This window comes from Pseudonocardia nematodicida (assembly GCF_040105385.1).
GTDB lineage: Bacteria > Actinomycetota > Actinomycetes > Mycobacteriales > Pseudonocardiaceae > Pseudonocardia > Pseudonocardia nematodicida.
Map to the genome: position 1 here is coordinate 374,027 of NZ_JBEDNQ010000007.1, position 21,782 is coordinate 395,808.

At 73.6% G+C, this 21,782-nt stretch carries 18 protein-coding genes; 16 read left to right on the forward strand and 2 right to left on the reverse strand.

The genetic code is table 11. From position 1 onward, the window contains the following. Positions 1–142: 142 nt before the first annotated feature. A complete protein-coding gene (gene uvrA, locus WIS52_RS18960) occupies positions 143–3,127 on the forward strand; it encodes an excinuclease ABC subunit UvrA (RefSeq protein WP_349299649.1) in 2,985 nt (994 codons plus the stop codon). A gap of 540 nt (positions 3,128–3,667) precedes the next feature. Here the strand turns inward: uvrA and WIS52_RS18965 are convergent. Beyond that, entirely contained in the window at positions 3,668–4,528 is an 861-nt protein-coding gene (locus tag WIS52_RS18965; RefSeq protein ID WP_349299612.1) for a glycosyltransferase, read from the reverse strand. Between the two features lie 343 nt (positions 4,529–4,871). Here WIS52_RS18965 and infC point away from each other — a divergent pair, with 343 nt between their 5' ends. From infC to pheT, 6 genes are all read left to right on the forward strand, one after another. Then, complete coding sequence (gene infC, locus WIS52_RS18970) at positions 4,872–5,444, forward strand: translation initiation factor IF-3 (protein ID WP_349299650.1); 573 nt, start codon at positions 4,872–4,874, stop codon at positions 5,442–5,444. Between the two features lie 93 nt (positions 5,445–5,537). Next, a complete protein-coding gene (gene rpmI, locus WIS52_RS18975) occupies positions 5,538–5,732 on the forward strand; it encodes a 50S ribosomal protein L35 (protein ID WP_349299613.1) in 195 nt (64 codons plus the stop codon). Positions 5,733–5,804: 72 nt separating this feature from the next. Next, positions 5,805–6,188, forward strand: coding sequence for a 50S ribosomal protein L20 (rplT, locus tag WIS52_RS18980; RefSeq protein WP_349299614.1), 384 nt, complete (start codon positions 5,805–5,807; stop codon positions 6,186–6,188). 1 nt (position 6,189) lies between these two features. Then, a complete protein-coding gene (locus WIS52_RS18985) occupies positions 6,190–7,035 on the forward strand; it encodes a TrmH family RNA methyltransferase (RefSeq protein WP_349299615.1) in 846 nt (281 codons plus the stop codon). Between the two features lie 66 nt (positions 7,036–7,101). After that, positions 7,102–8,205: a phenylalanine--tRNA ligase subunit alpha gene (gene pheS, locus WIS52_RS18990; RefSeq protein ID WP_349299616.1), complete on the forward strand. Its 1,104-nt coding sequence runs from the start codon at positions 7,102–7,104 to the stop codon at positions 8,203–8,205. A 39-nt stretch (positions 8,206–8,244) separates the two neighbouring features. Beyond that, complete coding sequence (gene pheT, locus WIS52_RS18995; protein WP_349299617.1) at positions 8,245–10,752, forward strand: phenylalanine--tRNA ligase subunit beta; 2,508 nt, start codon at positions 8,245–8,247, stop codon at positions 10,750–10,752. A gap of 33 nt (positions 10,753–10,785) precedes the next feature. Here pheT and WIS52_RS19000 read toward each other — a convergent pair whose 3' ends face one another. Next, the gene (locus WIS52_RS19000) at positions 10,786–11,823 is read right to left on the reverse strand and encodes a hypothetical protein (protein WP_349299618.1); all 1,038 of its coding nucleotides are present in this window, start codon (positions 11,821–11,823) and stop codon (positions 10,786–10,788) included. 237 nt (positions 11,824–12,060) lie between these two features. Here WIS52_RS19000 and argC point away from each other — a divergent pair, with 237 nt between their 5' ends. The 9 genes from argC to WIS52_RS19045 all read left to right on the forward strand — a co-directional run bounded on the left by argC (position 12,061) and on the right by WIS52_RS19045 (position 21,317). After that, positions 12,061–13,092, forward strand: a complete 1,032-nt coding sequence (argC, locus tag WIS52_RS19005) for an N-acetyl-gamma-glutamyl-phosphate reductase (RefSeq protein ID WP_349299651.1) — start codon at positions 12,061–12,063, stop codon at positions 13,090–13,092. Continuing rightward, positions 13,089–14,261, forward strand: coding sequence for a bifunctional glutamate N-acetyltransferase/amino-acid acetyltransferase ArgJ (gene argJ / locus WIS52_RS19010; RefSeq protein WP_349299619.1), 1,173 nt, complete (start codon positions 13,089–13,091; stop codon positions 14,259–14,261). The genes argC and argJ overlap by 4 nt, the downstream gene beginning before the upstream one ends. Further along, positions 14,245–15,207 carry an acetylglutamate kinase gene (gene argB, locus WIS52_RS19015; protein ID WP_349299620.1) on the forward strand — a complete coding sequence of 321 codons (963 nt, stop codon included), beginning with the start codon at positions 14,245–14,247 and terminating at the stop codon, positions 15,205–15,207. Before argJ ends, argB begins: the two co-directional genes overlap by 17 nt. Further along, a complete protein-coding gene (locus tag WIS52_RS19020) occupies positions 15,204–16,397 on the forward strand; it encodes an acetylornithine transaminase (RefSeq protein ID WP_349299621.1) in 1,194 nt (397 codons plus the stop codon). The genes argB and WIS52_RS19020 overlap by 4 nt, the downstream gene beginning before the upstream one ends. Beyond that, the gene (gene argF / locus WIS52_RS19025; protein WP_349299622.1) at positions 16,397–17,326 is read left to right on the forward strand and encodes an ornithine carbamoyltransferase; all 930 of its coding nucleotides are present in this window, start codon (positions 16,397–16,399) and stop codon (positions 17,324–17,326) included. Before WIS52_RS19020 ends, argF begins: the two co-directional genes overlap by 1 nt. Beyond that, positions 17,323–17,901: an arginine repressor gene (locus WIS52_RS19030; protein WP_349299623.1), complete on the forward strand. Its 579-nt coding sequence runs from the start codon at positions 17,323–17,325 to the stop codon at positions 17,899–17,901. The genes argF and WIS52_RS19030 overlap by 4 nt, the downstream gene beginning before the upstream one ends. Before the next feature lie 114 nt (positions 17,902–18,015). Next, a complete protein-coding gene (argH, locus tag WIS52_RS19035) occupies positions 18,016–19,425 on the forward strand; it encodes an argininosuccinate lyase (RefSeq protein WP_349299624.1) in 1,410 nt (469 codons plus the stop codon). After that, positions 19,422–20,645 (forward strand): aminotransferase class I/II-fold pyridoxal phosphate-dependent enzyme, encoded by a 1,224-nt coding sequence (locus WIS52_RS19040; protein WP_349299625.1) that lies wholly within the window; start codon positions 19,422–19,424, stop codon positions 20,643–20,645. The genes argH and WIS52_RS19040 overlap by 4 nt, the downstream gene beginning before the upstream one ends. A 63-nt stretch (positions 20,646–20,708) precedes the next feature. Then, on the forward strand, positions 20,709–21,317 hold the full coding sequence (locus WIS52_RS19045; RefSeq protein WP_349299652.1) for a DNA-3-methyladenine glycosylase: 609 nt from the start codon (positions 20,709–20,711) through the stop codon (positions 21,315–21,317). The last annotated feature ends 465 nt before the right edge of the window (positions 21,318–21,782 follow it).

Below are 21,782 nucleotides of genomic sequence, written 5' to 3' on the forward strand. Positions count from 1 at the left end.
TCGCCGGAGCCCGGTCGCGGGAATGTCCGGACCGCCGGGAGCGTCGTACCAGGGTTGCCACCCGAACAGACGACCCCGCCCCAGGCCAGGAGGCGCGCACGTGAGCGACCAGAGCACCGATCGCCGAGACGTCGGCCGCGCGCTGTCCCCGGGCGCGTCGCCGGTCCCCGACGGTCCCCGGCTGGTCGTGCGCGGCGCGCGCGAGCACAACCTGCAGGGCATCGACATCGACCTGCCCCGGGACAGCATGATCGTGTTCACCGGGCTGTCCGGCTCGGGCAAGTCGAGCCTCGCGTTCGACACGATCTTCGCCGAGGGCCAGCGCCGGTACGTCGAGTCGCTGTCGGCCTACGCCCGCCAGTTCCTCGGCCAGATGGACAAGCCCGACGTCGACTTCATCGAGGGCCTGTCCCCGGCGGTCTCGATCGACCAGAAGTCGACCAACCGCAACCCGCGGTCCACGGTCGGCACGATCACCGAGATCCACGACTACCTGCGGCTGCTCTACGCCCGGGCCGGCATCCCGCACTGTCCGGAGTGCAGCGAGCGGATCGCCAAGCAGACCCCGCAGCAGATCGTCGACCAGGTCCTCGACATGGAGCAGGGCAGCCGGTTCCAGGTCCTGGCCCCGGTCGTGCGCACCCGCAAGGGCGAGTTCGTCGACCTGTTCTCCACCCTGCAGTCGCAGGGCTACTCCCGCGTCCTCGTCGACGGCACCGTGCACCAGCTGTCCGACCCGCCGAAGCTGAAGAAGCAGGAGAAGCACGACATCGCCGTCGTCGTCGACCGGCTGTCGGTGAAGGCGACCGCCAAGCAGCGGCTCACCGACTCGGTCGAGACCGCGCTGCGCCTGGCCGACGGGCTGGTCGTGCTCGACTTCGTCGACCTGCCCGACGACGACCCGGGCCGCGAGCGCCGGTTCTCCGAGCGGATGGCCTGCCCGAACGGGCACACCCTCGCCGTCGACGACCTCGAGCCGCGGACCTTCTCGTTCAACTCGCCCTACGGTGCCTGCCCGGCCTGCACCGGTATCGGGATCAAGAAGGAGGTCGACCCGGAGCTCGTCGTGCCGGACCCGGACCTCTCGCTGGGCGACGGTGCGATCGCGCCCTGGTCGAGCGGGCACAACGCCGAGTACTTCGGCCGGCTGCTGTCCGGGCTGTCGACGGCGATCGGCTTCCGGATGGACACCCCGTGGCGCAAGCTCCCGGCCACCGCGCAGAAGGCGGTGCTGAACGGCAGCAACGACCAGGTGCACGTCCGCTACCGCAACCGGTACGGCCGCGAGCGCTCGTACTACGCCAACTTCGAGGGCGTCATGCCGTTCCTGGAGCGGCGTCTCGAGCAGACCGAGTCCGAGTCGCAGCGCGAGCGCTACGAGGGCTACATGCGGGACATCCCGTGCCCGGCCTGTGGCGGCGCCCGGCTGCGGCCCGAGGTCCTGTCGGTGACCCTGCCGCACGAGGAGCTGGGGGAGCGGTCGATCGCCCAGGTCTCGAACATGTCGGTCTTCGAGTGCTCCCGGTTCCTGAACGGGATGGTGCTCGACGACCGCCAGGCCATGATCGCCGGTGCGGTGCTCAAGGAGGTCCAGGCCCGGCTCGGCTTCCTGCTCGACGTCGGCCTGGACTACCTGTCGCTGGACCGGGCGGCGGGCACGCTGTCCGGCGGTGAGGCGCAGCGGATCCGGCTGGCCACCCAGATCGGCTCCGGCCTGGTCGGCGTGCTGTACGTGCTCGACGAGCCGTCGATCGGCCTGCACCAGCGGGACAACCGGCGCCTGATCGACACCCTGACCCGGCTGCGGGACCTGGGGAACACGCTGATCGTCGTCGAGCACGACGAGGACACCATCCGGCACTCGGACTGGGCGGTCGACATCGGCCCGGGCGCCGGTGAGCACGGCGGGCACATCGTGCACTCCGGCCCGGTGGCCGAGCTGGAGTCGCACGACACCTCGCTGACCGGTGCCTACCTGTCCGGGCGCAAGTCGATCCCGCTGCCGCAGCGCCGGGAGCTCGACCCGGCCCGGAAGCTGACGATCGTCGGTGCCCGCGAGCACAACCTGCGCGGGATCGACGTCGACGTCCCGCTCGGCGGGCTGGTCTCGATCACCGGAGTGTCCGGCTCCGGCAAGTCGACGCTGATCAACGACATCCTGGCCACGGTGCTGGCGAACCGGCTCAACGGCGCCCGCCAGGTCCCGGGCCGGCACACCCGGATCACCGGTGTCGACCAGCTGGACAAGCTCGTCCGGGTCGACCAGTCGCCGATCGGGCGGACCCCGCGGTCCAACCCGGCCACCTACACCGGGGTCTGGGACAAGGTGCGCAAACTCTTCGCGGCCACCACCGAGGCGAAGGTCCGCGGCTACACCGAGGGCCGGTTCTCCTTCAACGTCAAGGGCGGCCGCTGCGAGGCGTGCACCGGCGACGGCACGATCAAGATCGAGATGAACTTCCTGCCGGACGTCTACGTCCCCTGCGAGGTCTGCAAGGGCGCCCGGTACAACCGGGAGACCCTCGAGGTCCACTACAAGGGCAAGACCGTCGCCGACGTCCTCGACATGCCGATCGAGGAGGCTGCCGAGTTCTTCGACCCGATCACCTCGATCAGCCGGTACCTGCGGACGCTGGTCGACGTCGGTCTGGGCTACGTGCGGCTCGGTCAGCCGGCGCCGACGCTGTCCGGCGGTGAGGCGCAGCGGGTCAAGCTGGCCAGCGAGCTGCAGAAGCGCAGCAACGGCCGGACGGTCTACATCCTCGACGAGCCGACCACCGGGCTGCACTTCGAGGACATCCGCAAGCTGCTCGCCGTGATCCAGGGCCTGGTGGACAAGGGCAACTCGGTGATCGTCATCGAGCACAACCTCGACGTCATCAAGACCTCGGACTGGGTCATCGACATGGGGCCGGAGGGTGGCTCCGGCGGCGGAACGGTCGTCGCGCAGGGCACCCCGGAGCAGATCGCGGCCCACCCGGAGAGCCACACCGGGAAGTTCCTACGGGACCTGGTGGTCCCGGACGAGCGCCCGGCGGCCCGCCCACGGCGCCGCGCGTCCTCGAACGGATCCGGCTCCGGCGCGGGGACCTCCCGCCGGCGGACGACGGCGAAGGCGGCCGGCTGACCGGCAGGACTCCACTGCCTGCGCTGCGGCTCCCGTCGGGCCGTCCCGGCGGAGGCCGCACCTGCCGACGGGCCGGTCCCTTCTGCTACCCACACTCGGGCTCTGTGCTCCGCGGGGACCGGCGCCGGAAGTCGTGACCACGGCTGCACCGCCGCGCTGCGACGGTCGGCACCGGGCCGGAGGCGCGCGGTGGGCCGCACGGGGCCGCCGCGCTCCGGGATGATGGTCGGGACCCTGCCGCCTTGCTGCCGAGCATGCGGTGTGCCACCGGGCCGGCCGCGATGATCGTCGTCCGGGTTCCGGTAGGTGCCTTCTGCGGCACGAACCGGAACCGGTCCGATGATCATCGGACCGGGGTGGGCGCGGTGAGCCCCGAGCCGGGGAGTGATCGTCCTCCGGGTTCCCGCAGGTGCCATCTCCGGCACCGACCGGAACCCGTCTCGCGATCTTCGGGTGGGCCGGGCGCCCGCTCGGGCCCGGCGTCGGCCCGCTGTCCGGCCCGGACGGCCGGTCAGGCCCGGTCAGGCCGGTCGAGCTCGGTCAGGCCCGGCGGGTGTCCATCTGCTCGCGGACCGTCCCGAGCACGAACAGGCCGTACCGCTTCACCAGCGCGGCGTAGCTGCCCGCCATGCCGATGACGCGGTCACGGCGCCGGATCCCCGGCTCGATGTCCTCGATGAGCCGCTTGGTGAACTCGCGCTGCATGCCGAACTCGTCGCGCGACGCGGCCGCCGAGGCCGACCCGCCGTGGATCCGGAACGAGGCCGCGGACCGGGCGTCGCCGTGCATCCCGCCGTGCCGCAGCAGCCGGACCCACAGGTCGAGGTCCATCGTGAAGAGCAGACCGCCGTCGAGGCCGCCGACCGCGTGGTAGTCGGCCCGCCGGAACGTCAGCGCCGCCGACGGTCCGATCGGGTTGCCGCCGTGCCGGACGACGGTCCGCAGCACGTCGAGCGCGGACCGGGTGCCGAGCAGGCTCTTGGGCAGGTGCCGGTTCGGGAACAGGATCCGGCCCGCCCCGTCGATCATGTCGGTGCGGCCCGCGGCGATCGCGAGCGAGGGATCCGCGCTGAGCGTCTGCACCTGCCGGCTCAACGAGCCTGGCGCGATGAGGTCGTCCGCACAGACGATCTTCACCAGCTCGCCACGGGCCAGGTCTACCGTCGCGGCCCAGTTGGCCGCCATCGGCACCGTGTTCTCGACCCGGACCAGCCGGACCCGCGGGTCGTCGAACTTCTCCACGACCTCCGACGAACCGTCGGTGCTGCCGTTGTCGCGGACGACGACCTCGAGGTCGGCGTCCTGGTCGAGGATGCTGCGGATGGTCCGGTCCAGGTACTCCGCGCCCTGGTAGACCGGGATGCACACCGACACGGCCGGTGCGGGTGGTTCGGCGGACACCGTGGAGCTCCTCTCGGAATCGGACGACCTGCAACCTGCCAGGCGCGGACGATCAACGGTAGGTTCTGACCACCCGAGATCGTCACATACTGCCCCTGCCCCGGTGCCGAGGGGCCCGGCGGGGCTGTTACTCTCGGGAATGCGACCACCCGGTCATGCGTTGACCCGCATGTTCCGGGCGTCAAGTGGAGCCCCGCTCCCACCCGCGCCGTGATCGTAGCGGCGTCCGGGTTCATGGTCCGGCCTGACGGCACGTTCGTGCCGTGGGTCGATCCACGGGTCTTCGCTTGTCGTCGCCGGCACACCAGGTTGTAGCGAAACAGCGAATTACTCAGGAGACCCCATCAGCACAGAGCCCCGCATCAACGACCGCATCCGCGTGCCCGAGGTCCGCCTCGTGGGCCCGAACGGGGAGCAGGTCGGGATCGTGCGCGTCGAGGACGCCCTCAAGCTGGCCCAGGACGCCGATCTCGACCTGGTCGAGGTGGCCGCCCAGGCCCGCCCGCCGGTCTGCAAGCTCATGGACTACGGCAAGTTCAAGTACGAGAGCGCGCAGAAGGCCCGCGAGTCCCGGCGCAACCAGCAGCTCACCGTGATCAAGGAGCAGAAGCTCCGGCCGAAGATCGACAAGCACGACTACGAGACGAAGCGCGGGCACGTCCGCCGCTTCCTCGAGGGCGGCAACAAGGTCAAGGTCACGATCATGTTCCGCGGCCGGGAGCAGTCCCGCCCCGAGCTCGGTTACCGCCTGCTCCAGCGGCTCGCGGAGGACATCGGGGACATCGCCGTCGTCGAGGCCGCTCCCAAGCAGGACGGCCGCAACATGACGATGGTGCTGGCTCCGACCAAGAAGCCGGTCGGCCGGAAGCCCGCGGCCGCCGCCACCTCCGACGCCCCGGTGGAAGCCGAGGCGTGAGCAACCGGCTCGCCCGCTTCGCGCGGGCGAGCCCGGACGCAGTACCCGAACGACCCCCGGTCCGGCCGGGGGCCGACACCGAACGGATACGTCATGCCCAAGAACAAGACGCACAAGGGGACCGCGAAGCGGGTCCGCATCACCGGCAGCGGCAAGCTCCAGCGCCAGCAGGCCGGCCTGCGCCACCGGCTGGAGGTCAAGTCCCGCAAGGAGAAGCGCGACCTGTCGGGTGTCGTCGACGTCGCCAAGCCGGACGTCAAGCGCGTCAAGAAGCTCCTCGGTCGCTGACCTTCCGCCCCTTTCACCACCCGACGGCCTCCGCCCCCGCATGAGGCCGCCGCACCACCCCAGGAGATACCCATGGCACGCGTGAAGCGCGCGGTGAACGCCCAGAAGAAGCGCCGCACCACGCTGGAGTCGGCCGCCGGCTACCGCGGGCAGCGCTCCCGGCTGTACCGCAAGGCCAAGGAGCAGATGCTCCACTCCATGAACTACGCCTACCGGGACCGTCGCGCGCGCAAGGGCGACTTCCGGCAGCTGTGGATCACGCGCATCAACGCCGCGGCCCGCGCCAACGACATGACCTACAACCGCTTCATCCAGGGCCTCAAGGCCGCCGGTGTCGAGGTCGACCGCAAGATCCTGGCCGAGCTCGCCGTCAGCGACCCGGCCGCCTTCGCCGCGCTGGTGAAGGTCGCCAAGGAGAACCTGCCCGTCGGTGACGAGCAGGGCTCCGCGGCCTGAGGTGACCCCGAGCACCACCGAGACGCTCGGCACCGAACGCACCCCGCGCGTCGCAGCCGCCCGCAAGCTGCTGCGCCGCGCCGGACGCGATCGGGCCGGGCGTTTCCTCGTCGAGGGCGCCCAGGCCGTCCGCGAGGCCCTCGACGCGGGCCCGGTGCACGAGCTGTTCGTGACCGAGGCCGCGGCGCAGCGCCACCCCGAGCTCGTCACCGCCGCCCGCACCGGCGGCGTCCGGGTGCTCACCGTGACCGAGCGGGCCGCCGCCGCGCTGTCGGAGACCGTCACGCCGCAGGGGCTGGTCGCCGTCTGCGACCTGCTGGACGTGCCGGTCGCGACGGCGCTGTCCGGCATCCCCGGCTTCGTGACCGTCTGCGCCGGGATCTCCGACCCCGGCAACGTCGGCACCGTGATCCGGGTGGCCGACGCCGCCGGCTGCGACGCCGTCCTGCTCGCCGGCGACACCGTCGACCCGCACAACGGCAAGGCCGTCCGCGCCTCCACCGGCAGCGTGTTCCACCTGCCGCTGGCCCGGGACCGGGACGCGGCCGGTGTGCTCGCGGCGTGCCGGGCCGCCGGGTTGACCGTCCTGGTGGCCGACGGCGGCGGCGAACGCGACCTGCACGACCCGGAGACGACCCCGCTGCTCGCCGGCCCGGTCGCCTGGGTGCTCGGCAGCGAGGCACACGGCCCGGGCGACGAGCTGCTGGCCGCGGCCGACCACCGCATCCGGATCCCGATCCACGGCCGCGCCGAATCGCTGAACCTCGCGACCGCCGCGGCGATCTGCCTGTACGGCACGGTTGGCGCCCGGGCCGGCGTCGCCCCACGGCTGCACACCGGCGCGTGACCCGCCCCGACCGGGCCGACCTGTTCGGAAACCTCCTCGTGGGGTCCCTCTACGATCGAAGGCACCATGAGTGACGACGCCGCTGCGAAGGACGACGCTGCCGTGAACACGGACGCCCCCGGGAACGACGTGACGAGCCCGCTGGACGCGGACGTGCTGAAGGCTGCGGTCGAGGCCGCGCGCGCGGGGTTCGACGGCGCCGCCGACCTGGACATGCTCGCGGCGGTCAAGCCCGCGCACCTCGGCGACCGGGCCCCGATCCCGATGGCCCGCCGTTCGCTCGGGCAGCTGCCCGGCCCGGAACGCGCCGACGCGGGCAAGCGGGTCAACGCCGCCCGCCAGGAGGTGCAGGCCGCGTTCGACGAGCGCCGCGCCGTCCTGGTCGACGAGCGCGACGCCCGGGTGCTCGCCGAGGAGAGCGTCGACGTCACGCTGCCCACCGACCGCCGCCCGCGCGGCGCCCGGCACCCCATCACGCAGCTGTCCGAGCGGATCGCCGACATCTTCGTCGGGATGGGCTGGGAGGTCGCCGAGGGCCCGGAGGTCGAGGCGTCCTGGCTGAACTTCGACGCGCTGAACTTCGGGAAGGACCACCCGGCCCGCACCATGCAGGACACCTTCTACCTGGGTGACCCGGAGCGTGGTCAGGACTCGGGCACGGTGCTGCGCACGCACACGTCGCCGGTGCAGGTCCGGTCGCTGCTCGAGCGCGAGCTGCCCGTGTACGTCGTGTGCCCGGGGCGGACGTTCCGCACCGACGAGCTCGACGCCACGCACACCCCGGTGTTCCACCAGGTCGAGGGCCTCGCGGTCGACCAGGACCTCACGATGGCCCACCTCAAGGGCACCCTGGACGCGTTCGCCCGCGCGGTGTTCGGGCCGGAGTCGGGGACGCGGATGCGGCCGTCGTACTTCCCCTTCACCGAGCCGTCCGCCGAGGTGGACCTCTGGTTCCCGCAGAAGAAGGGCGGGGCCGGCTGGGTCGAGTGGGGCGGGTGCGGCATGGTCAACCCGAACGTGCTGCGCGCCTGCGGCATCGACCCGGAGGTGCACTCCGGCTTCGCCTTCGGGATGGGCATCGAGCGGACCCTGATGTTCCGCAACGGCATCCCCGACATGCGCGACATGGTCGAGGGCGACGTGCGTTTCTCCACCGCCTTCGGCGTCTGACGTCCGACCCAGTCACCACTCTCCAAGGAGTTCTGAGCAGTGCGAGTGTCCGCCTCCTGGCTCGCCCGGCACATCGACCCGGCGGACCTGCCGTCGTCGCCCGACGAGATCGGCGAGGCGTTCGTCCGGGTCGGGCTCGAGGTCGAGGACATCCACCCGGCCCCGGAGATCACCGGCCCGGTGACGGTCGCGCGCGTCGCGGAGATCTCCGAGCTCACCGAGTTCAAGAAGCCCATCCGGTACTGCCGGGTGGACTTCTCCGGTGACCGGCACCGGTACGTGATCTGCGGTGCGCAGAACTTCGCGGTGGGCGACCTCGTCGTCGTCACCGAGCCGGGCGCGGTGCTGCCGGGCGGGTTCGCCATCGCGCGGCGCGAGACCTACGGCCGCACCTCGGACGGGATGATCGCCTCGGCGAAGGAGCTCGGCCTGGGCGCCGACCACGCCGGCATCCTCGTGCTGCCGCCCGGGACGGCCGAGCCCGGCGACGACGCGCTCGCCGTCCTCGGCCTGACCGAGCCGGTGATCGAGCTGGCCGTCACGCCGGACCGCGGCTACTGCTTCGCCGTGCGCGGGCTGGCCCGCGAGCTCGCCACCGCGCTGGACGCCGGCTACGCCGACCCGGCCGCCCGGGTCGCCGTTCCGGACACCGAGGGCGACGCCTGGCCGGTCCGGATCACCGATGAGACCGGCTGCCCACGGTTCGTCGTCCGTCGGGTCGACGGCGTGGATCCGGCCGCGCCGAGCCCCTGGTGGATGCAGCGGGCCCTGCTGTCGGCCGGGATGCGCCCGATCTCGCTGATCGTCGACGTCACCAACTTCGTGATGCTCGACCTCGGCCAGCCGCTGCACGGTTACGACGCCGCCCGGGTCACCGGCACGATCGAGGTCCGCCGGGCCGAGGCGGGGGAGAAGCTGGAGACCCTCGACGGCCACACCCGGGCCCTCGACCCGGACGACCTGCTGATCACCGACGAGTCCGGCCCGATCGGGCTCGCCGGCGTGATGGGTGGTGCCTCGACCGAGATCCCGGCGCCCGGCGACCTGGAGCCCGGTGGGCGCGTCGACGTCCTGCTGGAGGCCGCGCACTTCTCGCCGACCGTGATCGCCCGCGCCGCCCGCCGGCACAAGCTGCCCAGCGAGGCGTCCAAGCGGTTCGAGCGGGTCGTCGACCCGGCGCTGCCGCCGGTCGCCGCCGAGCGGGCCGCACAGCTGCTCGTCGAGCTGGGCGGCGGCACCCTCGCCGACGGCCGCACCGACTCCGGCGGCGTGCCCGCCGTCGCGCCGGTGCGGATGCCGCTGTCGCTGCCCGACCGCGTCGCCGGCGTCACCTATCCGCGCGGCGCCACCGCGCGGCGGCTCGGCCAGGTCGGCTGCACCGTCGACCTGGACACCGGCCCCGACGGGCAGGGCCAGATCGTCGCGACCCCGCCGACCTGGCGGCCGGACCTTGCGCAGGCCGCCGACCTGGTCGAGGAGGTGCTGCGCCTGGAGGGCTATGACACGATCCCGTCCGAGCTGCCCGCGGCCCCGCCCGGGCGCGGGCTGACCGCCGCGCAGCGGCGCCGCCGCGCGGTCTCGCGGGCGCTGGCCGAGGCCGGGCTCGTCGAGGTGCTGCCGTTCCCGTTCGTCTCCGACGGCGTGTGGGACCAGTTCGGGCTGGACGCCGACGACGAGCGCCGCCGCACCGTCGCCGTCACCAACCCGCTGGACGCGGAGCGCTCCCGGCTGTCCACCACGCTCCTCCCGGGGCTGCTCGACATGCTGGTCCGCAACCGCTCCCGGGGCGCGGAGGACGTGGCGCTCTCCACCGTCGGGCAGGTCGTGCAGCCCGCCGCGACCCCGTCGGCGATGCCGGACCCGGCCGTCACCGCGCGGCCGTCCGACGAGGAGTACGCGGCGATCACCGCCGCGCTGCCCGCGCAGCCCACGCACGTGGCCGTCGTGCTGGCCGGTCACCGCGTGCCGCGCGGCTGGTGGGGGACCGGCCGGACCGCGTCCTGGGAGGACGCCGTCGAGGCGGCCCGGCTGACCGGCGCCGCGGCGGGCGTGGAGCTGCGCCCGCGGCGGGGCGAGCGGGCGCCGTGGCACCCCGGCCGGTGCGCGGAGCTGGTCGTGACCGGGACGGACACCGTCGTCGGCTACGCCGGGGAGCTGCACCCCAAGGTCGTCGAGGCCCTCGGCCTGCCGGCACGCACCGCGGCCGCCGAGCTCGACCTGGACGCGATCCCGCTGCGCGAGAACCTGCCGGTGCCGCGGGTGTCGCCGTTCCCGCCGGTCGCCGTCGACGTCGCGCTGGTCGCCGACGAGACGGTGGCCGCGTCCGACCTGGCCGACGCGCTCACCGCGGGCGCCGGCGAGCTGCTCGAGTCGGTGCGGCTGTTCGACGTCTACACCGGTGACCAGGTCGGCGAGGGGAAGCGCTCGCTGGCGTTCTCGCTGCGGATGCGCGCCGCGGACCGGACGCTGACCGGCGAGGAGGCCAACGCCGCCCGGGACGCCGCGGTCGCCGAGGCCACCGGCCGGCACGGAGCCGTCCTGCGCTGACCGCCGCCGCGGCGGTCCCGGCCCGGCCGGCGTTCAGCGCCCGGCCAGGCGTGCGACGGCGGCGCGGGCCGCAGTCCGCCACGCCTCGTCGGACGGGGCGTGCCCGTCCACCGCGACGGTGATCAGGTGGCGGGCGGTGCCGACCTGCAGCGCCGTGCCGGCGACCGTGTCCAGCAGCGCCGCGACGGTGCCGTCCGCGGTGCCGGACAGCGGCCGGGCCCCGGCCGCGGCGCGGACGCGCTCGGCCGGGGTGCCCCGGTTGGCCGCGTAGACGTTCACCGAGACCGTCGCCGGCCCGCCCGCGGCGAAGCAGGCCCGGATCCGGGTCCCGTCCGGGCGTGCGACGACGCCGTTCGCCGCGGGCGCGTCCGGCGCCGCACCGAGCAGCCCGGTGAGGGCCGCGTCGTCGAGCAGGCACTCGTCGTCGACGACGTCGGCGGTCAGTGGTGGCGGGGTCGCCGGAGCGGTCGGGGTCCGCGGTGCGGGAGCCTTACCCGGCGAGGACCCGACCGGGATCGGCGGGACGACGCGGGTCGGCTCCCCGGACGTTCCCGGGGCGGGCGGGTCCGGTGCGGCAGGACCGGCCGGAGACCGTTCCGGCGCCGGCGTGCCCGTCGATGAATCCGGTCCCCGCCCACCGGACGACGGGTCGTCGGCGCGCTCCCCGCCGTCGGCGGCCTCGTCGCCGGCTGGTTCGCCGTCCGCGGGACCGGTGTCCCCGGTGTCCTGGGCCCCGTCGCGCTGGGCCCCGTCGCGCGGGGAGGGGCCGTCCGGTGCGCCGGTCGGACCAGGGCCGGACTCCGGGTCCCCCGTGGCCGGGCCGCCGAGCTCCGGGCTCCCGGCGGCCGGTGCGCCAGGAACGCGGAACGACGTAGGCGGCCCCTCCGGCGCGGGCGCCGCCGTCGTCGCCGCGCCGGGTGGGACCGCAGGCCCCTGCCCCTCCGGCCACGCCGTCCCCTCGATCCGCGCTCCGCAGGCCGGCAGCGCCAACAGCACCGTCAGGGTCAGGGCCGCGGCCGGCCCCGCCCCCACCACCCCGCCTCGCGGGACCCACCATCCGGTCGTGCGCACCGGCGGGAGGCTAGGGTCCGGTCCCGTACGGCCCCGGGTTTTCCGGCGCGGAGCGTCGCGATCGCGAACGGGCCCGCGGGGTGACGCCGGGTGCCGCGACCCATCGCCCGCCGCCGCGACCTCCGCGACGGTCGCGGCGCGCGGCCACAGGGTGCGGCAGCGCCGGGGTGGCGGGCAGATCCGGCCGGCCGGCGGAAACCGGATTGCATGGAATTCCGCCATCGTGCATAATCATCCATCGTGGTACGCATCGCAGTGGCGGGAGCCAGCGGGTACGCCGGGGGAGAGCTGCTCCGGCTCCTCCTGGCCCACCCGGACGTCGAGATCGGAGCCCTGACGGCCGGCGGGAACGCCGGTACGCGTCTGGGCGAGCACCAGCCGCATCTGGCCCCGCTCGCCGACCGCGTGCTCGCCGAGAGCACCCCGGAGATCCTCGCCGGACACGACGCGGTGTTCCTCGCCCTGCCGCACGGCAAGTCCGCCGAGCTGGCCGCGGCCCTCGGCGAGGACACCCTGGTGATCGACTGCGGTGCCGACCACCGGCTGACCGACGCCGACGCCTGGGACCGCTGGTACGGCGGCGAGCACGCCGGGCACTGGCCCTACGGCCTGCCCGAGCTGCCCGGCGCCCGCGAGTCCCTCGTCGGTGCCCGCCGGGTCGCCGTCCCGGGCTGTTACCCCACCGGGACCAGCCTGGCGCTGTTCCCGGCCCTGGCCGCGGGCCTGGTCGAGTCCGACGTCGTGATCACCGCCGTCACCGGGACCTCAGGGGCCGGCAAGTCGCTGAAGCCGCACCTGCTCGGTGCCGAGGTCATGGGGTCGCTGTCGGCCTACGGCGTGGGCGGCTCGCACCGGCACACCCCGGAGATCGCGCAGAACCTGACCGCCGCGACGGGCTCGCCGGTCTCGGTGAGCTTCACCCCGGTCCTCGCCCCGCTCCCTCGCGGCATCCTCGCGTCCTGCTCGGCACCGCTGGCCGACCCGGCCACCGACGCCGCCACGATCCGGCAGGCCTACGAGAAGGCCTACGCCGGGGAGCCGTTCGTCCGGATCCTGCCCGAGGGCCAGTGGCCGACCACCGCTCAGACGCTCGGCTCCAACCTGGTCGCGCTGCAGGTCACCGTCGACCCCGACGCGCGGCGCCTGGTCGCGGTCTCCGCGATCGACAACCTGACCAAGGGCACCGCCGGCGGTGCCGTCCAGTGCATGAACCTCGCCCTCGGCCTGCCCGAGACCACCGGCCTGCCGACGACGGGAGTGGCACCGTGAGCGTGACCGCAGCCGCGGGATTCCGGGCCGCCGGGATCGCCGCGGGGATCAAGAAGTCGGGCAATGCCGACCTGGCGCTGGTCGTCAACGAGGGACCCCGGAACGAGGCCGCGGGGGTGTTCACCCGGAACAAGGTGAAGGCCGCCCCGGTGCTCTGGTCACGGCAGGTGCTCACCACCGGCGCGCTGCGCGTGGTCGTGCTCAACTCCGGCGGCGCGAACGCCTGCACCGGCCCGGAGGGCTTCCAGACCGCGCACGCCACCGCGGAGAAGGCGGCCGAGGTGCTCGGCTGTGGCGCGGTCGAGGTCGCGGTCTGCTCCACCGGCCTGATCGGCGAGCAACTGCCGCGTCCGGCACTGCTGGCCGGGGTGGAGAAGGCGGCCGGCGCGCTGGCGGGTACGCCGGAGGCCGGGGACGCGGTGGCCGGCGCGATCATGACCACTGACACCGTGCCGAAGCAGGCCGCCGTCACCGACCCGGCCGGCTGGACGGTCGGCGGCACCACCAAGGGCGCGGGGATGATCGCCCCGTCGATGGCCACCATGCTCAGCGTGCTCACCACCGACGCGGTGGTCTCCCGGCCGGTGCTGGACGCGGCGCTGCGCGAGGCCGTGAAGTACAGCTTCGACCGGCTGGACGTCGACGGCTCGATGTCCACCAACGACACCGTGCTGGTGCTGTCCTCCGGTGCCTCGGGCGTCGAGGCCGACCCGGCGGTGTTCACGGCGGCGCTCACCCGGGTCTGTCGCGACCTGGCCGAGCAGATGCAGGCCGACGCCGAGGGGGTCAGCAAGCGGATCACCGTCCGGGTCACCGGCGCGGCCTCCGAGGACGACGCGGTGACCGTTGCCCGCACGATCGCGCGCGATGCCCTGGTCAAGACGGCGATGTTCGGTTCCGACCCGAACTGGGGCCGGGTCGCCGCGGCCGCGGGTTACGCCGACGCCGAGCTCGACCCGGAGCGGCTCGACGTGACGATCAACGGGGTGCTGCTGTGCAAGGGCGCCGTCGTCGCCGGGGACCGTGCCGACTGCGACCTGTCCGGCCGGGACGTCCTGATCGAGGTCGAGCTCGGCCTCTCGGGCGGGGCCGAGGGGCACGTCGCCGAGATCCGGACCACCGACCTGTCGCACGCCTATGTGGAGGAGAACAGTGCCTACTCCTCCTGAGCCGCAGCCGCAGGTTGCGCCGAGCCCGGAGACCCCCGAGCGCCTGAAGCGGGCGGGGGAGAAGGCCGCGGTGCTGGCCGAGGCGCTGCCCTGGCTGCAGCGCTTCCACGGCCGGATCGTCGTGGTGAAGTACGGCGGCAACGCCATGATCGACGACGAGCTGAAGCAGGCCTTCGCCCGGGACATGGTGTTCCTGCGGCTGGCCGGGATCCACCCGGTCGTCGTGCACGGCGGCGGGCCGCAGATCAGCGCCATGCTCGGCCGGCTCGGCATGTCCGGCGAGTTCCGCGGTGGGCTGCGGGTCACCACCCCGGAGACGATGGAGATCGTCCGGATGGTGCTGTTCGGCCAGGTCGGCCGGGAGCTCGTCGGGCTGATCAACGCGCACGGGCCGCTCGCGGTCGGGCTGTCCGGTGAGGACGCCGGGCTGTTCACCGCGGAGAAGCGGACCGCCCTGGTCGGCGGCGAGGCGGTGGACATCGGGCTGGTCGGCGACGTGACGCGGGTCAACCCGGACGCGGTGCTCGACATCATCGCCGCCGGCCGGATCCCGGTCGTCGCCGGCATCGCCCCGGACGCCGACGGCCAGGTGCACAACATCAACGCCGACAGCGCCGCCGCGGCGCTGGCCGGCGCGCTGGACGCGGCGAAGCTCGTGGTGCTCACCGACGTCGAGGGGCTCTACGCGAACTACCCCGACCCGGACTCGATCATCACCTCGCTGACCGCCGACCAGCTGGAGCCGATGCTGCCCCGGCTGGAGAGCGGGATGGCACCGAAGATGGAGGCCTGCCTGCGCGCGGTGCGCTCGGGCGTCGGGCAGGCGCACGTGATCGACGGGCGGGTGCCGCACTCGGTGCTGCTCGAGGTCTTCACGCACGAAGGCGTCGGCACGATGGTGCTGCCCGGCGCAGACACCGGGGCAGCCGCAGGGAGTGGGTCATGAGCACGTACGGACAGCGGTGGCAGACCGCGCTGATGAACAACTACGGCACCCCTCCGCTGACCCTGGTCCGCGGCGAGGGCGCCCACGTGTGGGATGCCGAGGGCCGCCGCTACCTCGACCTCTACGCCGGCATCGCCGTGAACGCGCTCGGCCACGCGCACCCCGCGATCGTCGAGGCGGTGTCCGAGCAGGTCCGCACGCTGGGCCACACCTCGAACTTCTTCATCACCGATCCGGCGCTGCAGCTCGCCGAGCGCCTGCAGGGGCTGCTCGGCCGTGACGACGCCCGCACCCTGCTGTGCAACTCCGGTACCGAGGCCAACGAGGCCGCGTTCAAGATGGCGCGGCGGACCGGCCGGCCGGGGATCGTCGCCTGCGAGGAGGCCTTCCACGGCCGCACGATGGGCGCGCTCGCGCTCACCGGGCAGCCGGCGAAGCGCACGCCGTTCGAGCCGATGCCGCCCGGGGTCACGCACATCCCGTTCGGTGACCTTGCCGCGCTGGATGCCGCGGTCACCTCCGACACGGCGGCGGTGTTCCTGGAGCCGATCCTCGGCGAGGCCGGCGTGATCGTGCCGCCGGAGGGCTACCTGGCCGAGGCCCGCCGGATCACCGCCGAGCGTGGCGCGCTGCTGGTGCTCGACGAGGTGCAGACGGGGATCGGGCGCACCGGGCACTGGTTCGCCCACCAGGCGCACGGGGTCGTCCCGGACGTGGTCACCCTGGCCAAGGGGCTCGGCGGCGGCCTGCCGATCGGCGCCTGCGTCGGGATCGGCGACGCCGCGGCGCTGCTCGAGCCCGGTCAGCACGGCACCACCTTCGGCGGTAACCCGATCGCCTGCGCGGCCGCGCTCGCCGTCCTCGACACGATCGCCACGGACGGGCTGCTGGGGCACGTCGACCGGCTCGGCAAGGAGATCCGCAGCCGGATCGACGGGCTGGGCCACCCGCTGGTCGGCGGCGTGACCGGGGCCGGGCTGCACATCGGCGTCGGGCTGCGCAGCCCGGTCGCCGCCCAGGCCGCCGTCGCCGCCCGGGAGGCCGGCTACCTGGTCAACAACGCCACCCCGGAGCGGCTGCGGCTGGCGCCGCCGCTGACCCTCTCCGACGCCGAGGCCGACGAGTTCCTCGGCGCGCTGCCGTCGATCCTCGACGCCGCCGCGGCCGCGCAGGAAGGCCAGGGAAACTGATGGTCCGCCACCTGCTGCGCGACGACGACCTCACCCCCGCCGAGCAGACCGCGATCCTCGACCTCGCCGACCGGCTCAAGGCCGACCGGTTCGCCGAGCGCCCGCTCGAGGGGCCGAAGGCGGTCGCCGTCGTGTTCGACAAGTCCTCCACCCGCACCCGGGTGTCGTTCGAGGCGGGGATCACCCAGCTCGGCGGTACCGCGGTGATCCTCGACGGTACGACCAGCCAGCTCGGCCGCGGTGAGACGATCTCGGACACCTCGCGGGTGCTGTCCCGCTACGTGGACGCGATCGTCTGGCGCACCACCGGGCAGCAGCGGATCGAGGAGATGGCCGCGGCCGCGACCGTGCCGGTGGTCAACGCGCTCACCGACGAGTTCCACCCCTGTCAGGTCCTCGCCGACCTGCAGACGATCCGGGAACGCTTCGGCACGCTCGCCGGGCTGACGCTGACCTACCTCGGGGACGGCGCCAACAACGTCGCACACTCGCTGCTGCTCGGCGGGACCACCGCCGGCCTGAACGTGCGGATCTCGGCTCCGGCCGGATTCACGCCCGACCCGGCCGTCGTGCGGGACGCCAAGGCCCGGGGCGAGGCCACCGGCGGATCGGTGGAGCTGATCGCCGACCCGCACGCGGCCGTCGCCGGGGCCGACGTGCTGGTCACCGACACCTGGACGTCGATGGGTCAGGAGGAGGACGGTCTCGACCGGGTCGCCCCGTTCCGGCCCTACCAGGTGAACGCCGAGCTGCTCGGGCGCGCCGAACCGGGCGCGATCGTGCTGCACTGCCTGCCCGCCCACCGCGGCGACGAGATCACCGACGAGGTCATCGACGGTCCGGCGAGCGCGGTCTGGGACGAGGCGGAGAACCGGCTGCACGCGCAGAAGGCGCTGCTGACCTGGCTGCTGCGGGCCGAGCAGGCATGAGCGATGGCGAGCGTGGACGGCGCCCGGGAAACGCCAGCCGGGTCACCCGGCAGGCGAGGATCATGGACGTGCTGTGGCACCGGGCGGTGCGCAGCCAGCCCGAGCTGATCGTCCTGCTCGACCAGCTGCACGGGATCGAGACCACCCAGGCGACGCTGTCGCGTGACCTCGACGAGCTGGGCGCGGTGAAGCTGCGCGGCCCCGACGGGGGCTCCCCGGTCTACCGGATCCCGGAGGACGGCGGTCATCCGGTGCGCGGCGTCGAGGGCGGCACCACCCGGCTCGGCCGCCTGCTGGGGGAGCTGCTGGTGTCCGCGGACGCGAGTGGGAACCTTGCGGTGCTGCGGACGCCTCCGGGAGCGGCGCACTACCTGGCCAGCGCGCTCGACCGGGCCGCTCTGCACGACGTCGTCGGCACCATCGCCGGCGACGACACGATCATCGTCGTCGCCCGCGAGCCCCGCACCGGGGCGGAGCTCGCGCGACGGCTGCAGGAACTGCCGAATGCGGCGGGCACGGCGGCCATCGCCCCTCCGGGCGGCGCCGTGCCGGTCGATGTGACGAAGGAGAACTGACATGGCGGACCGGGTCGTACCGGCCAGCTCCGGTGGTCCGGACATCTCGGTGACGATCGGCCGGCGCGCCGCGCGCCGGGATCCGGGCGTGGCCGGTCACGTCGGGGCGTCGTCGTGAGCGCCGCGCTCTGGGGCGGCCGGTTCGCCTCCGGCCCCGCCGACGCGCTCGCCGCGCTGAGCAAGTCCACCCACTTCGACTGGGCGCTGGCGCCCTACGACATCCGTGGCTCGAAGGCGCACGCCCGGGTCCTGCACCGGGCCGGGCTGCTGTCCGACGACGAGCTGGCCGGCATGCACAAGGCGCTCGACGAGCTCGCTGCCGACGTGGAGTCCGGTGCGTTCGGACCCGACCCCGGCGACGAGGACGTGCACACCGCGCTCGAGCGCGGCCTCATCGAGCGCGCGGGCGCCGACCTGGGCGGCAAGCTGCGCGCCGGCCGGTCCCGCAACGACCAGGTCGCCACCCAGTTCCGGATGTGGCTGCGTGAGGCGAGCCGCCGGGTCGCCGACGGGGTGCTCGACGTCGTCGACGCGTTGGTCGCCCAGGCGCAGGCACATCCCGGTGCCGCGATGCCCGGCCGCACCCACCTGCAGCACGCGCAGCCGGTGCTGCTCGGCCACCAGCTGGCCGCGCACGCCCAGGCACTGCTGCGCGACGTCGACCGGTTGCAGGACTGGGACCGGCGCACCGCGTACTCGCCGTACGGCTCGGGCGCGCTGGCCGGCTCCTCGCTCGGGCTCGACCCGGAGGCCGTCGCCGCCGAGCTCGGCTTCACCGGGTCGTCGGCGAACTCGATCGACGGGACCGCGTCGCGGGACTTCGCGGCCGAGGCCGCGTTCGTACTCGCGATGATCGGCGTCGACCTGTCCCGGCTGTCCGAGGAGATCATCCTCTGGGCGACCGCCGAGTTCGGCTACGTCACCCTCGACGACGCGTTCTCCACCGGCAGCTCGATCATGCCGCAGAAGAAGAACCCGGACGTCGCGGAGCTGGCCCGGGGCAAGTCGGGCCGGCTGGTCGGGAACCTGGCCGGCCTGATGACCACGCTCAAGGGCCTGCCGCTGGCCTACAACCGGGACCTGCAGGAGGACAAGGAGCCGCTGTTCGACTCGGTCGCCCAGCTGGAGCTCCTGCTCCCCGCGGTGGCCGGCATGGTGGCGACCCTGACCTTCCACACCGACCGGCTCGCCGAGCTGGCTCCGGCCGGTTTCACCCTGGCCACCGACGTCGCCGAGTGGCTGGTCCGCGAGGGCGTCCCGTTCCGGGTCGCGCACGAGGCCGCCGGCGGGTGCGTCCGGGTGGCGGAGGCCCGCGGGGTCGGTCTGGAGGATCTGACCGACGACGAGCTGGCCGCCGTCCACCCCGCACTGGACCCGCGTGTCCGTGAGGTCCTGACCGTGGAAGGCTCCATCGCGTCGCGGAACGCGCGGGGTGGCACGGCCGGGGACCGGGTCGCCGAGCAGCTGGACGTTCTGCGCGCCGACGTCGCCGCAGCGAGAGAGTTCACCGGAGGAACCGCATGACCGACCCGGCAACCGCGTACGAGGAGCTCAAGGCCGCAGGCCTCACGCTCGACCTGACGCGGGGCAAGCCGTCGTCCGAGCAGCTCGACCTGTCGCAGGCGTTGCTCGGTCTCCCGGGCGCGGGCGAGTACCGCGCCGCGGACGACACCGACACCCGCAACTACGGCGGACTGATGGGCCTGCCCGAGCTGCGGGAGATCTTCGCGCCCGCCCTGCAGGTCCCGGTCGGACAGCTGGTCGCGAGCAACAACGCGAGCCTCGAGCTGATGCACGACATGCTCGTGCACGCCCTGCTGTCCCCGGTCCCCGGCGCCCCCACCCGCTGGGTGGAAGCCGGCCGGGTCGCCTTCATCGCGCCCGTCCCCGGCTACGACCGGCACTACGGCGTCTGCGAGCGCCTCGGCATCGACCTGGTCACGGTGCCGATGACGGCGGACGGTCCGGACACGGACGAGGTCGAGCGGCTCGTCGCCGACGACCCGTCGATCAAGGGCATCTGGTGCGTGCCGAAGTATTCGAACCCGGACGGCGTCGTCTACTCCGACGAGGTCGTGCGCCGGCTCGCGTCGATGCCGACCGCGGCGCCGGACTTCCGGATCATGTGGGACAACGCCTACGCGGTGCACCACTTGACCACCGACGAGGTGGAGATCGCGGACGTGCTGACGCTCGCCGCCGAGTCCGGCAACCCGGACCGCCCGCTGGTGTTCGGCTCCACCTCGAAGATCACCCTCGCCGGTGCGGGTGTCTCGTTCTTCGGGGCGTCGCAGGCCAACGTCGACTGGTGGGTGAAGCTCACCTCGAAGAAGACGATCGGCCCGGACAAGGTCAACCACCTGCGGCACGCGCTCTTCCTGCGCGACACCGCCGGCCTGCGGGCGCACATGGCCGCGCACCGGGAGCTGATCGCGCCCAAGTTCGCCGCCGTCGACCGCCTCCTGACCGAGGCGTTCGCCGACACCGAGGGCGTGAGCTGGACGAACCCGAAGGGCGGCTACTTCGTCAGCCTCACCGTGCCCGACGGGCTCGCCTCCGAGGTCGTGCGGCTGGCCAAGGAGGCCGGGATCGCGCTGACCCCGGCCGGGGCGACCCACCCGTACGGCAAGGACCCGCAGGACGCGACGATCCGGCTCGCGCCGACCCTGCCGCCGCTCGACGAGATCGAGCGGGCCATGGCGGGCGTCGTCACCTGCGTACAGCTCGCACTGTCCCGCCGCTGAGTGAGCACCGAGTCCTCGTCTCCGGGGCCCGGCCGGTTCGTCCGGCCGGGCCCCGGCGCGTCACTGGACCGGTCCGAGCTCGCCCGCGACGTGCTCCCGGTGGCCGAGCGGCTGCTCGGCTGCGTGCTGGAGGCCGACACCCCCGAGGGCACGGTGGCCGTCCGGCTCGTCGAGGTGGAGGCCTACCGGGGGCGGGACGACCCGGCGTCGCACTGCTACCGCGGTCCGACACCGCGCAACGCCGTGATGTTCGGTCCCGCCGGGCACCTCTACGTCTACTTCGTCTACGGCATGCACTTCTGCGCGAACGTGGTTTGCCTGACCGACGGGGAACCCGGCGCAGTGCTGCTGCGCGCGGGGGAGCTGCTCTCCGACCCGGAGGTGGCCCGGGCCCGCCGACCGACCGCCCGTCGCGACGTCGATCTGGCCCGCGGCCCGGCCCGGCTCGCCGCACTGCTGGGACTGGGGCGCGACGACAACGGGCTCGACCTGACGGCTCCGTCGTCGCGGGTCCGGTTGCGGGCGGGGGAGCGAGTGGTCGCCGACGAGGTACGGACGGGGCCCCGGGTCGGCGTTGCCGACGCCGCCGAGCGCCCCTGGCGCTACTGGGTCGCCGGTTCCCCGGCCGTGAGCGCCTACCGGGCCGGGACCCGTGCCCGGCGCGGAGTCTGACACCGGCCCCGGGGCTGCACACCTCGTAGCGTGAGCGAAGGACCGTTGACCTGCGACGACGGGTGAACCGACCCCCCGGTTCCGAGCCCCCCGACCCCGTGCTGTAACTTTCTCTTTGTCGCCAGGACGGGACGGACGAGAGCGGAGACGGCCGACAGGCCGGTTCCCCCGAGCCGGACCGAGGGCGACGGTCCCGATGTCCACTCCGGTGGGGATCAGGCCGCCTGAGGTAGGGGTTGACCTCGCCCTCAGGGAGACGTAACATAAGAAAGTTGCCTCCGAGCCGGAGCAACTCAGACGCCCCGGAGCGACGGCCACTCGGCCCGGTCTCCGAGCGCGGGTGTCCTTTGAGAACTCAACAGTGTGTCGAGCTATGTTTGGCGTTTTTATGCCAGATTGTTTGACGGTTCGTTGCCCGGCCCCGTCGGGTTGGCGGATCGCAGTTGTTTGTTTGTCAGGGTTTTT